This window comes from Paenibacillus sp. sgz302114 (assembly GCF_056120345.1).
Map to the genome: position 1 here is coordinate 15,009 of NZ_JBVYOI010000005.1, position 13,570 is coordinate 28,578.

10 protein-coding genes are annotated in these 13,570 nt (G+C 56.2%); all 10 read left to right on the top strand.

Features of this window, described 5'->3' with window-relative positions; genetic code table 11:
* Positions 1-27 precede the first annotated feature (27 nt).
* Positions 28-2,049, top strand: a complete 2,022-nt coding sequence (locus tag AC0LWF_RS14575) for a family 20 glycosylhydrolase (protein ID WP_474652269.1) — start codon at positions 28-30, stop codon at positions 2,047-2,049.
* A 200-nt stretch (positions 2,050-2,249) separates the two neighbouring features.
* Positions 2,250-3,692, top strand: a complete 1,443-nt coding sequence (locus tag AC0LWF_RS14580) for a hypothetical protein (RefSeq protein WP_474652270.1) — start codon at positions 2,250-2,252, stop codon at positions 3,690-3,692.
* A 181-nt stretch (positions 3,693-3,873) separates the two neighbouring features.
* On the top strand, positions 3,874-6,006 hold the full coding sequence (locus tag AC0LWF_RS14585; RefSeq protein WP_474652271.1) for a right-handed parallel beta-helix repeat-containing protein: 2,133 nt from the start codon (positions 3,874-3,876) through the stop codon (positions 6,004-6,006).
* Between the two features lie 72 nt (positions 6,007-6,078).
* Positions 6,079-7,230 (top strand): Gfo/Idh/MocA family protein, encoded by a 1,152-nt coding sequence (locus AC0LWF_RS14590; protein WP_474652272.1) that lies wholly within the window; start codon positions 6,079-6,081, stop codon positions 7,228-7,230.
* 12 nt (positions 7,231-7,242) lie between these two features.
* The gene (locus AC0LWF_RS14595) at positions 7,243-8,418 is read left to right on the top strand and encodes a dihydrodipicolinate synthase family protein (RefSeq protein ID WP_474652273.1); all 1,176 of its coding nucleotides are present in this window, start codon (positions 7,243-7,245) and stop codon (positions 8,416-8,418) included.
* Between the two features lie 18 nt (positions 8,419-8,436).
* Positions 8,437-9,261: a sugar phosphate isomerase/epimerase family protein gene (locus AC0LWF_RS14600; RefSeq protein ID WP_474652274.1), complete on the top strand. Its 825-nt coding sequence runs from the start codon at positions 8,437-8,439 to the stop codon at positions 9,259-9,261.
* A 73-nt stretch (positions 9,262-9,334) separates the two neighbouring features.
* Positions 9,335-10,132, top strand: coding sequence for a creatininase family protein (locus AC0LWF_RS14605; RefSeq protein WP_474652275.1), 798 nt, complete (start codon positions 9,335-9,337; stop codon positions 10,130-10,132).
* Between the two features lie 28 nt (positions 10,133-10,160).
* A complete protein-coding gene (gene nagA, locus AC0LWF_RS14610; RefSeq protein ID WP_474652276.1) occupies positions 10,161-11,345 on the top strand; it encodes an N-acetylglucosamine-6-phosphate deacetylase in 1,185 nt (394 codons plus the stop codon).
* Positions 11,338-12,396, top strand: a complete 1,059-nt coding sequence (locus tag AC0LWF_RS14615) for an ROK family protein (RefSeq protein WP_474652277.1) — start codon at positions 11,338-11,340, stop codon at positions 12,394-12,396. Before nagA ends, AC0LWF_RS14615 begins: the two co-directional genes overlap by 8 nt.
* The gene (locus AC0LWF_RS14620) at positions 12,338-13,372 is read left to right on the top strand and encodes a zinc-dependent alcohol dehydrogenase (RefSeq protein WP_474652278.1); all 1,035 of its coding nucleotides are present in this window, start codon (positions 12,338-12,340) and stop codon (positions 13,370-13,372) included. The genes AC0LWF_RS14615 and AC0LWF_RS14620 overlap by 59 nt, the downstream gene beginning before the upstream one ends.
* Positions 13,373-13,570 lie beyond the last annotated feature (198 nt).

Genomic DNA, 13,570 nt, shown 5'->3' on the forward strand with positions numbered 1-13,570 from the left:
TCACTCGAAAACGGGAGGAATGCTTCAATGGACGATTTTTTAACGGCACATGCAGCTTGGCAGCAGACAGGAGGCTGGCTGACGAAGGATACGGCTCTCAATTGCGATATTTCATTCATTAGAGGCATCGTGGCAGAGGCCGCTGTGGCACAGTCCCCTGAAGGTGAAACGGCATACCGGGAAGTCGTATTCCGCCTCGGCGTACCGGATTCAATCCGCCAGCTTATCCGCGAGCAGCTAGGGTGCGAGTACACGGAGCAAGAAGAAGGGTATGTCATCCATGCGGAAGGCGTCGCGATTACGGTTTATGCCGAGCAGGAGAGAGGCTTCATGTACGGGGCTGTGACACTAGCGAAGCAGGCTGATCGCAGACAAGGCTTCGTGCCCTCAGGCTTGCTCTATAATGAGCCGACCGTTCCGGTAAGGGGCTTGAAGGTTTATTTGCCGACGGAGGAAGATATCCCTTACTTCAAGCGGTTCGTCGATATGTTGGTCTACTTCAAATACAACACAATCGTCATCGAAGTCGGCGGCGCGATGGAATACAAGAAGCATCCCGAGATAAACGAGGGCTGGGTGCGTTACTGCGAGGAGATGTACGAATACAGCGGCAAGACGATCGTTATCCAAGAGCAAACCTTCAACTGGTACAAAAATTCCATCCATGCCGAGAACGGCGGCGGCCGATATCTGTCGCAGCAGCAGGTTCGGGAGCTGGTGGAATACTGCAAGCAGCGCTATCTGGACGTTATTCCAGAGGTGCCAAGCCACAGCCATTGCGATTACTTGCTCATCAATCATCCTGAGATTAGGGAGCGCCATAACGATCCGTACCCGGATACGTATTGCCCGTCCGACGAGCGTTCCTATGAGCTGCTGTTTGATGTATTCGATGAAGTGCTTGATGTTTTCCAACCACGCACGGTCCATATCGGACATGATGAGCTGTACTCCATTGGGCTATGCGACAAATGCAAAGGCATGCCAGCGGAGCAGCTGTACGCCGATGATATTAACCGCATTTATGCCTATTTGCAGGAGCGAAGCGTGCAAACGATGCTCTGGAGCGAGAAGCTGCTGAACGCGATTACCTCTGATGGCAAAACATACGGCGGAGCGGAACGCCGCATGGTCGACTATTACACAGGAGCCGATTTTGGCGAGACGATTCCTGCAACGTACAATGCAATCGACCTCGTGCCGCGAGATATGCTGATGATGCATTGGTATTGGGGCGTGGAGCGGCATTTTGAACAGCAATATTTCGAGCGGGGCATGCCGGTTGTCTATGGTAACTTCGACGGGCCGTCCTTCGCCGATTGGAGCACGAGACTTCGCCAAAAGCCGCTCGGCGGCATTATCTCGAACTGGAGCGCGCTAAAGGAAGCGAACCTGCAGCGCAATGGCGTGCTTTTCTCCATGGCATACTCGTCCTATCTGTTCTGGCGGGATATCTACGATGACACGATGCATGAAGAGACAGCGAGTCTCGCATTCGAAGAGCTATATCGATACCGCTACAGGGAAGCGCTGCGCCAAGCCAACACCGCTACGGGTACCGCGTATATCGAGGTCGTGCACACAACCGATCATATTCGCGAATACCACCAGTTCATTGACGGCATCTATCTGGATAACGAGGAATATCGAATCGGTGAATATGTGCTGGAGTACGAGGACGGCTCGAAGGCCAGCGTACCGATCACATATGGCTTCAACATCTCGAATAAGGATCGGTTCTGGAACCGGAAGCTGACAAGAGGAACAATCCATACGGCAGCACAGTATGAGATAGATCCAATCTTGAACGAAGCTGCGTTCACGTCTCTGCCAATGCAGCTAGGGGATGAAACCTGCTACAAGTGGCTAATTGAGAACCCGCATCCAGAACGGATGGTAGCCGCAATGAGGCTGCTTGTCGATGGGCCGGTCGGCGGCAACATTTGGGTCAAGGAGATGAAGCTCGTTCCAGACCGTGCGGCCTTGGCGAACGCGAAGCCGAAGGAGCAGATTCGGATTATGGGAGAGGCGAATTTGGCATCGAATTAGTCTGTTTGTTAGAAAGCATGAAAACTGTGAGAGACATAAAAAACCGACGATTGGTTTCTCGTCGGTTTTTTTCTATAGTGGGGTCAATCTAGAGCGGCCGGAGGTGATTCGTTAGGAGGCTTGCATCATGACGTGCGCACCGCTAAAGGGGCGGATATAGCCATGGTGGCGAAGAAAAGGCTAACTAAGGAGGATGAAAAATGCGTAGACAAACGGTTTATGTAGTATTGGCTATGCTGCTTGTACTGGGATTGATTAGCTTCACGCCAAGCGCGGACAAAGCGTATGCAGCAACGCTCTACGAGGTCGGACCTGGCAAGGCATACACCAATATCGGCGATGTACCGTGGGAATCGCTGAACGCTGGCGACCAGGTGAAGATTTATTGGCGCTCCACGCCGTATAAGGAGAAGATCGTCATCTCCCGCATGGGAACAGTGACAGCTCCGATCACGGTCACTGGCGTTCCGAATGCGAGCGGCGTAAGGCCGGTCATCGACGGCAACGGCGCAACGACCCGTGCTGCGCTGGACTTCTGGAACGACAACCGTTCCGTCATTAAGATCGGCGGGGCACGCTTCGCGGGCAGTGCGTCAGATCCGTCCACAGGCAATTTGCCGAAGTACATCACGATTGAGAATTTGGAGATTCGCGGCGCGAAGCTGGGCTACTCCTACACGAACAATGCCGGCACGACGGTAAGCTACTTGAAGGCGGCTTCCCCAATCTTCGTAGAGTACGGCGAGAACTTAACGTTCCGCAACAATATCATTACCGACGGCGGTAACGGCTTGTTCGTTGCAAGCTCGGATGCCGGCGCTTCGCGGAACATTCTCGTTGAAGGCAACTACATTTACGGCAACGGCAACAGCGCCAGCGTTTATGAACATAACATCTACACCGCAGCGATCGGCATCACCTTCCAGTACAACAGACTTGGCGACCTGTGCAGCGGCTGTACGGGCAACAACCTCAAGGACCGCTCATCGGGCACGGTTATCCGGTACAACTGGGTTGAAGGCGGCAATCGCCAGCTCGATCTTGTTGAAGGCGACGATACGACGCTAATTAGCGGTGACGCCAACTATCACAAAACTTTTGTATACGGCAATGTCCTCATTAAGCCAAACGATACGCGCAACCCGCAATTCGTCCACTACGGCGGCGACAACGGCACAACCTCCCTCTATCGCAAAGGAACGCTCTACTTGTACAACAACACCTTTATTTCAAACCGGACCGATAACGCGACTATGATGCGGCTGTCGACGAGCAGCGAGACGGCGGATGTGCGCAACAATGTGTTCTATAAGAGCGTCTCGACTTCTTCGCTTCGCATTATCGACCAGACGGGCACGGCGAATCTGTATAACAACTGGATCAACACCGGCTATGTGAACATTGCAGCAGGCTCCGGCGGCACAGTGACCCACTCCGGCACAATTACCGGCACAGCACCTGGCTTCACTAACTTCTCTACGCTCGACTTGCGTCCGACAACAGGTTCTGCGCTTATCAATGCAGGTACCTCGCTGGCTGCTGGCGCAAGCTCCTATCCGGTAAACATGGAATATGTGAAGCATCAATCATCCGTCGCTCGCGCAGTACACAGCACATTAGATATCGGCGCATTCGAGAATTAACGATTCACATAGGAGAAGAGCCGCACTCTTCGGTTCTTCTCTTATTTTCCGATTCCGGTCCATTTTTTCACAAGTCGAAGAAGAATGAAGGATTGCAAAAGGCTACCGTAGCCGCGAGCATGTCGCTGCTGTACCGTTAGTCTTAAGGCAGACCTTCGATGAATGGGAGGTTCGGGCGAAGATGATCCAAGCACATAGACCGATGAAATCGATTAGATCGAAACAAGCAATCCTCATTCTTATTATGCTTACGATGCTGCTCTCGCTGCTTGCGGCCAGCAGTGTACAGCAGGCCAGTGGCGCTGCCGCGCAATTCAAGCTGAAAGCATTGTTCAATGTCGACACCGAGAGCGGTACATACGAAGCGGGTGGGGCTCATACCTTCACGTTCGACGTGGATTTGAAGGACGGGTTCCAATCGGTCGACATTCCAGTGTCTCTCTTGAAGACGTTAGATGGCGGCAAGCTGAGCAGCATTGCTCTGGTGCCTGCGGAGGCAGCGTTGAACGAGGACGGCGAGATTGTGAACGGATGGCCGGAATCGAAGGATGCGCTCTATGTGGACAAAATGAGCATCGGTAGCATTAAGCTGTTCACGAATGAGGCGGAGCGGCCGTTCCAATTCCTTAATTTTGCAAGCGAGGACGATCTGTACTACACCTACACCATTAACGGGAATGTTGCCAAGAAGTGCGGGGTGTCCGATTCCACATGTATCGCGTATTCTGTGGCCGGCAGTGCAGGTGCATCATGGATGGTCTTTAGCGATCCGATTGATCTGGCGGGCATGGCTGACAAGGACAAGCTGAAGTTCCAGCTCGACCTTAGCAGCGTGAGCTATGACAATTGGGTGCCGGCGACTTCGAAGAAGCAGCCGGGCGTGAATGAAGCGCCGCCTGCTACGGTGGAGATTGGACCGGGCAAGACGTACGAGAACATTAATGATTTTGCCTGGGAAACGTTGAAAGCCGGAGATGTCGTGTACATCTACTATCGTCCTGAGCCTTACAGGGAAAAAATCGGGATATTCGCAGAAGGCACGAAGGAGCAGCCGATTATCATCCACGGCGTTCCGGGACCAGGCGGCGAGCTGCCTAAGATTGACGGCAGCGGAGCGGTGACGCGAGCGCTCAATCCGCTTCCGAATGCAAGCCGTTCGCTTGTACGCATTGGCAAAGACAGCAAGAAGGCGGCGTATGTGACGTTTGAAAATTTTGAAGTGCTGAATGCGCATGCCTCGAAGAAATATGTGAACGCGAGCGGCGTGGGGGCCAGCTATGCAGTCAATGCGGCGGGCGTCTGGATCGATAACGGCGACCATGTGACATTGCGAAACAATACGATTCATGCAAACGGAAACGGCATATTCGGGACATCCTCGATGTATGTATGGGAAGGAGCGCTCATCGACTACACGTCGAAGGATTTGCTCATTCAAGGCAATTCCATCTACGGCAACGGCAACGCAGGTCGTATGTTCGAGCATAACAGCTACATCGCCGCGATCGGCACGGTGTATGAGAACAACCATTATGGCGATTTGCTCGCTGGCTCGCAGGGCTACGGCTTGAAGGATCGCGGCGCAGGCACCGTCGTCCGGTATAACTGGATTGAAGGCGGCCGCAGGCAAATTGCGTTGGATGACGCAGAGGATACGCCGCGCATCGTGTTCGACCCCGCATACAACAGCTCGTTCGTATACGGCAATTTGCTGATTGAGCGTGACCATCTGTTCGATACTTGGGGAGACGACGAAATTATTAACTTCGGCGGCGATAATGTGACGGTTCCAGATCGGCACGGAACGCTGAATTTCTGGAACAACACGGTCGTGACGTACCGACAGCAGCGCGTGTATGGACAAGACGGCGTGCCAGGTCTGAAGGATCCGGGACGCACCGAGCGAACCGTGCTCTTCTATGCGCCGGGCAAGCATGTGGATGCGCGCAATAACGTGTTCCACCATGCCGGCGCGAATCCGGCGCCGCTGGTCGTTACCGATGATGACGGTACGATTGAGCTGCGGAACAACTGGTTTACCGCTGGCTATTACTATGATTTCAATGAGCCTGACCGTGCTCCCGCGAAGAACATTGGAACGTTGACCGGCACAGATCCGGGCTTCATTGATACGACCCTTGGCGTTCAAAATTATAAGTTGAAAGCCGATTCCGCGTTGATCAATGCGGGAGCGGGATTGAACGGCTCATTTGGCGAGCTGCTTCAGAAGCAGTACGTGCTGCATCAGCAAAGCGAGAAGCGGCCGGAGCAAGGAAAGGCCGATATTGGCGCGTTCGAGTATGTGAAGAAGTAGATGGGCATGTCGCCGCTGGCTGGGACGGATTGAGGCTGGCGGCGACATCTAAACATAAGGAGGCTATGTAAGATGACCGTACATACGCTTGGCATTATTATGAATGGCGTGACTGGGCGGATGGGCACGAACCAGCATCTGATCCGCTCGATTCTAGCGATCCGTCAGCAGGGGGGCATTGCGCTTCCGAACGGTGACAGCATTATGCCCGATCCGATCCTTGTAGGCAGGCAGGCGAATAAGCTGCAAGCATTGGCGGAGAAGCATGGTGTTGCAAAGTGGAGCACCGATCTGGATGCTTGCTTGGCGGACCCGAACAATACGATTTATTTTGATTCGCAAACCACCCTTCGGCGGGCGGAGAGCTTGAAGCAAGCAATCGCGGCAGGCAAACATATTTATTGCGAGAAGCCGACTGCCGACAGCTTAAAGGAGTCGCTTGCGCTTGCGAAGCTGGCTCGCGAAGCCGGCGTAAAGAATGGCGTCGTGCAGGATAAGCTGTTTCTGCCTGGATTGATCAAGCTGAAACGTTTGGCGGACTCGGGTTACTTCGGCCGGATTCTGTCCGTGCGCATGGAATTCGGCTACTGGGTGTTCGAAGGGGATTGGCAAGCGGCCCAGCGGCCTTCGTGGAATTACCGCAAACAGGATGGCGGTGGCATCATTGTGGACATGTTCGCGCATTGGCGCTATGTGCTGGATAATCTGTTCGGTGAAGTGAAAGCGGTCTCTTGCCTTGGCGCTACGCATATTCCTGAGCGTGTCGACGAGCAAGGCGAGCGCTACTCCTGCACAGCGGACGATGCGGCTTACGCGACATTCCAGCTCGAAGGAGGCATTATCGTCCAAGCGAATTCCTCCTGGGCGGTGCGTGTCGATCGGGATGATCTGCTAACGATTCAAGTAGACGGCACTGAAGGCAGCGCTGTTGCGGGTTTGCGCGGTTGCAAAGCACAGCACCGCGTCAACACGCCGAAGCCAGTGTGGAATCCTGACATTCCGAATCCTTTTACGTTCACGGAGCAATGGCAGGAAGTCCCGGATAATCAGCTGTTCGAGAACGGCTTTAAGGTACAGTGGGAGCTGTTCTTGAAGCATGTCGTTACAGGATCGCCTTTCCCATGGGATCTGCTTGAAGGTGCAAAAGGAACGCAGATGGCGGAGCTTGGACTGCAATCTTGGGCAGAGCGGCGCTGGGTCGATGTTCCTGTGCTTGAGCTGTAGGAGGTGGACGCGATGATGAGCCAAGTGAATAAGCTGAGGCTGCCTACCGCCGGAGGGGGATTGGCTGACTATACGCTGAGCGGGAGAGCGCCGATTGCAGCTCCCGCCGTTCCGCTGAGAGGGCGCATCGCTTTCTCTGCGGCGCATGTTGTTTGTGATCCGCTTGCTTCTGCGGAGCCGCTGCTCGGCGCTGCTGTTGACTGGCAGGCGACGATGGCGTACCGGCATCATCTATGGTCGCTCGGACTTGCCGTCGCAGAAGCGATGGATACCGCACAGCGCGGGATGGGGCTCGATTGGGTGCGCGCCAAGGAGCTAATCGGCTTGTCGCTGAAGGAGGCCGCATCTGTAGGAGGGCGCATCGCTTGCGGAGCGGGAACCGATCAGTTGGTACCGGGGCCGCAGGTGACCATCGAGCAAGTTATTCGCGCTTACGAGGAGCAGTGCGAATATATCGAGGGCCGCGGCGGGCAAGTCATTCTGATGGCGAGCCGCGCTTTGGCTGCAGCCGCGAAATCGCCGGAGGATTACGAGCGAGTGTATGGGACGATTCTGCGCCAAGTATCGCGGCCGGTCATTCTGCACTGGCTCGGCGATATGTTCGATCCCGCTCTAGCCGGTTATTGGGGCTCAAGCGATACCGCTACGGGGATGTCAGTATGTCTCCGCATTATCGAGGCGAATCGGGATAAAGTCGATGGCATCAAGATTTCTCTCCTCGATGCGGACAAAGAAGTGCAGATGCGCCGCAAGCTTCCGCGCGGCGTGCGAATGTATACGGGCGATGACTTCAATTATCCCGATCTGATTTTCGGCGATGAATACGGCTACAGCGATGCGCTGCTCGGTATCTTCGACGCAATTGCTCCTGTTGCTGCTGCGGCGATTCACGCTCTTGATGAAGGCGACGTGGCGGGGTATCAAGCTTTGTTCGCGCCGACCGTCCCGTTGTCTCGGCATATTTTTCAGCGTCCAACCTATGCGTATAAGACGGGTATCGTATTCATGGCTTATCTCAACGGGCACCAAAATCACTTCCGCATGCTTGGCGCAGCCGAAGGAGCGCGGTCCATCGTGCATCTATCCGAGCTGTTTCAGCTGGCAGATCGGGCTGGACTGCTTGTTCAGCCGGAGCTTGCGGCGCGCCGGATGAAGCGGGTGCTGGCACTCGCAGGCATTGAACAATAAGAGGGGGTGAGGGTTCACATGCAGCAGCTAACAGACCTTAGCAGGCTCAGCTTGAACCAGATTACGACGGATCGGCTGTCTCTGCCCGAAGCGGTGGAGGCTTGCCTTCGCGCAGATGTCCCATGGATTGCGCTGTGGCGTCACAAGCTGGCGCAAATGCCGAGCTTGGCTGGAGCGAGGCGGTTGATCCGCGATTCCGGTTTGCGCGTATCGAGCTTATGCCGAGGCGGCATGTTCCCGGCGGCGACGCCCGGGGAGCGGCGGCAGCGGATGGACGATAACCGCCGCGCAGTGGAGGAAGCGGCGGAGCTCGGCACGGATGTGCTTGTCCTCGTCTGCGGTCCGCCCGCAGGCAAAGACATTGCCGAAGCGCGGCTTATGGTGGATGAAGGCATCGCCGAGCTTGTTCCGTTCGCGGAGTCGCACGGCATCCGGCTCGGCATCGAGCCGCTTCATCCGATGTATGCGGCGGAGCGCTCGGTCATTAACCTTCTCTCGCAGGCGAATGATATCGCGGAGCGGTACCGGCCAGAGCAGGTCGGGGTTGTCGTTGATGTATTCCACGTCTGGTGGGACCCTTCTCTATATGAACAAATTGCTAGAGCTGCCGGAAGAATTGTCGGCTACCATGTGTCGGACTGGATCGTCCCGACGCCTGATCTCTTGATGGGACGCGGCATGATGGGGGATGGCGTCATCGAGCTGCGGCGTATCCGGAAAGCTGTCGAGGCGGCTGGTTATGCGGGCCCGATTGAAGTGGAGATTTTCAACAAGGCGATATGGGAGCTAAGCGGCGAGGAGTCGCTTGAACGGATTAAGAGTAGGTACATGGAGCATGTTTAGCTTTGGATAGAGGCAAATGCTAGGAAGGTTAACGCCAAAGGTAAACACTTGAGTAACGATGGAGGGAACGGCGATGAGGAAGCATTACGATGCAGCTAAGGTGAAGAGTGAGGTTCCGCTTGAACCGATACCTGCGGAGGTGCGTGCGCTCTACTTGCGACCGGGCGAGCTGCTGGCGATTCAGGAGCAGTTCCCGGTTGCGTACCAGCCGGTTGGCACGCTGGAGTGGCATGGCCGGCATAACCCGCTCGGCGTCGATTCTTTGAAGGCCGAGCAGCTATGCTTGGCAGCGGCGAAGCAGACCGGCGGCGTCGTGATGCCTGCGATACATTTTGCAGCGGATGCTTATTGGGATGCGGGCTTCGGCATCGGTTACGGCATGGACGCGACGGCAGGCTACGCGCTTCCAGGCTCGTTCTATTCCATCGATACGCAGCTGTTCGCAGCGCTGCTCGAGAACGTTTGTCGCAATTACTTGAGCCGGGGTTTCCGGCTTGTCGTGCTGATCTCCGGGCACAATCCGTCCATCCAGCAGAATATCATCGACGAAGTATGCTATCGCTGCAAACGTGATGACGGCGGGGAGCCGGTCTGCTTCTCCATGGATTATTTGCTGATGGGGCAAGGCGATCCGCTTCGCGCCAGCGATCACGCCGCAGCAATCGAGACGAGCATGATGCTGTATCTGCATGGCGATAGAGTCAACATGGCAGCGAATGAGGGGCATGACCGCGAGCATCTTGGCGTTGGCGGCGAACGGCCGTATTCGGCGGCTACCGCTGCGGAAGGCGAGCTTCGTTACGAGCGCCAGGTCGCCGGGCTCGTTCGGTTCGCTCAAGAGCGTTATGCGAGGCTGCTGAATTTCGAATAAGCGACTCATGAGGGAGATGGAGTGAGCGATGACGATGGCGAGTGCAAAGGCAGCATGTTACGCAAACGCAGCGATCTATACGCCGGAAGGGATCATTGAAGGCGGTCGGCTTTTGGTTGATGAGAACGGCCGAATTGCGGCAGTTGGCGGCGCGGAGCTGACGGTTCCCGCTGATGTGCCAACCCATGATGCAAGCGGGCAGCTGCTCGTGCCCGGCTTCATCGACGTCCATATTCACGGCGGCAACGGCTTTAGCGTGATGGCTGGGGATCGGGAGCACTTGGATGGCATCAGCCGATTTCATGCGAAGCATGGCACGACATCGTTTCTTGCAACGACGACTACGGCTCCGCTAGAGCGGATTTTGCATGCGCTTGATGCTGCGTCTTCGGTTGCTCTTGGCGGCGGGCTCGGCGGAGCGCAGCTGATTGGCATTCACCTCGAAGGGCCGTATCTCGATGTGCTGCGGCGCGGGGCGCAAAGCGTTGACGATATCCGAAAGCCATCGGTGCAGGAGATTGAGCTGATTATAGAGGCAGCGCGGCAGCAGATTCGATTGGTGACTCTAGCTCCTGAAGTGAGCGGAGGTATGGAGGCTGTCCGTCAGCTGGCGGGACTCGGAATCACGGTGTCTGCTGGACATTCCAACGCTACTTATGAGCAGGTTCGCGAGGCGGTGCGCGCAGGACTACGGCATACGACGCATCATTTTAACGGAATGAGCCCGCTTCATCATCGGGAGCCAGGACTCGCTGGCGCCGGTCTGACACTGAATGAGCTGACCTGTGAGCTGATCTGTGACGGCATTCATGTTCATCCGGCGGTGGTGAAGCTGTTGTTTGATGTTAAAGGGCCGAGCAAAGTGTGCATGATTACCGACGCGGTAACCTGTGCCGGACTTCCGGATGGAGAATACGGCAATGTGACGATGCATGACGGTCAAATCTATCTGAAAGACGGTTCCAGCCTTGCAGGCAGCGCGCTCACCATGGGTCAAGCGCTTCGAAATGCGATTTCTTTTACTGGTCTATCGCTTGCGCAGGTGCTGCCGTCGTTTACACTTGTGCCCGCTAGACAAATCGGGGTATCCGCTGCCAAAGGATCGCTTGAAGCTGGAAAAGATGCGGATTTTGTGCTGCTGGATGCCGATCTGAATGTACAGCAGACCGTCGTTCGCGGCACAACCGTCTATCGGAGGGATTCGGATGAGTGAGCTGCTACCCGCGTTTAAGCAAGCTTATGTCGGAGTCGATATTGGCGGTACGAATACGGTAATCGGTATCTTTGACCGTTCGCGGCGGTTGCTTGGCAAACGCTCTGTGCCGACTCTATTGCCGCATCTGCCGGAGAAGACGGATCATCCGGCGGTCTTCTTCGACCTGCTGCAAGCGGAGATCGAGCGGCTTGCCAAGGAGGTTGATTGCAAGGATGGTCTTGCGCTTTGCGGCATGGGGGTGCCCGGCCGGGTAGATCCGGTTCGCGGCAGGGCGGAGGCAGCCTCGAATATGGGATGGTTCGGCGTACCTTTCGCGGAGCAGATGAGCAGCAGGCTTGGCGTCCCCGTTCACATCGACAATGATGTACGGATCTACGGACTTGGTGAAGTGCTGGCAGGTGCGGGGCGAGGCTACCGGAATGTGCTGTGCTTGACCGTCGGCACGGGAATTGCGGCAGCTACCTTTGTGGATGGGCGGATTGTGCGGGGCGGGGATTATTTTGCCGGGGAGATTGGGCATGATCCGGTTGCTGGGGAATCGGCGTTATGTGTGTGCGGCGAGCGCGGCTGTGTGGAAAGTATCGTGTCGGCGACCGGAATTTCGAGGCTAGCTGCTGAAGCGGTAGCTTCGCTTGGGGAAGGCGGAACGTCGCTCGGTTTGCTAGGGCGCAGGCCGAGTGCATTTGATGTTTATCAGGCGGCCAGCGCGGGAGACGGTGCTTCGCGGGAGATTTTTCGTCATGTTGGGGAAGTGCTTGCTTCAAAGCTGCTGACAGCCGTATGCCTGCTTAATCCGGATGCGGTTATTATTGGCGGCGGCGTTGCGGAGGCCGGTGAGCTCTTGCTCGGTCCGGTCCGGGAGAAAATCAACAGCCGGTACGTGAATTCGAAAAAGCCGGTTGTGCTGAGGGCGGCGCTCGGCGACTCAGCGGGGTTAATTGGCGCGGTTGCGTATGCAGCCCAGTGCGAGAAGGAGGTGGATTGGGGAGATGACGATGCGTCGTATAACGAAACTGCGGTTTCCCGGTCCTTATTCGGTTCACTATGAAGAGAGCGGGTGGCCTGAGCCGTCGCAATTGGGCGAGCGTGACGTTCTGGTTGAGACGCAGTACAGCTTGATCAGTCCGGGAACTGAGCTGGCCTTATATACGGGCACGCATATTGATTTGCCGAATCCGTCCAACCGGTTCGCGAAGTTCCCGTTCCATCCGGGGTACTCGACGGTAGGTGAAGTGGTGGAAGCGGGAGCGGGCAGCGGGTTTACGCGCGGCGACCTTGTCTTCACGGCGGGGCATCATGCGAGCCATGAGGTACTTGAGGCTGCAGATGATTTGGTTGTCCGGCTGCCAGACGGCTTGAGGCCGGAGCTTGCGCTGTTCGGACGAATCGCCGAAATTTCGATGACGTCGGTGCTCTTATCCCGTGTGAAGCAGGGCGATTATGTCGCCGTCCTCGGCATGGGGCTCGTCGGCAACTTAGCCGCACAGTTGTTCGCGCAGCGCGGCGCCATTCCAATCGGCATCGACGTCGTGCCGGAGCGGCTGGAGCTGGCCAAGCAGACAGGCGTTACGCATGTTGTGCTCTCTGGCGGCGATGGTGGGACGGCGGCGCTTCGGGAAGATGTTCATCGCATCGCGGGCGGTAAAGACCCGGACATTGTTGTTGAAGCGAGCGGCGTGCCGGAGCTGGTTATTACGGCGCTGGAGCTGTGTCGGCAGCTCGGTCAAGCGATCCTGCTCGGTTCGACGCGAGGACTCGTGACGCTGAACGTGTACGAGCTCATTCATCGCAAAGGCGTCAGCATGACCGGGGCGCATGCTTCGCTGAAGGGAGTCGAAGGACTGCCGACCTCGGGCGAGCTTTACCAGGAGGTGCTCGGGATGATTCAGAGCGGTGCGCTCTGCGTCGAGCCGTTCATTACGCACCGACTGCCGAGCTCGGAAGCGAAGCGGGCGTATGAGCTGCTGCTTCACCATAAGAACCGCGCGTGCGGCGTGATTTTGGATTGGCAAGTGCGGGAGTAGGTATAAGAGCAGGAGCAGGAGCGGGAGCGGGAGGAGGAGCAGGAATAGAGGGAGGGGATCCTTGCAGGATCCTCTTTATTGATTTCGGCGGATCTCGCCGAATGAAGTCCAGCAGAGTTACATTCCCATTATTCGCCGGATTTCCGCCGAAGAGGTCCATTAGACCAGCTAAAGCCCAAAGACTGCAAACGAAACAAA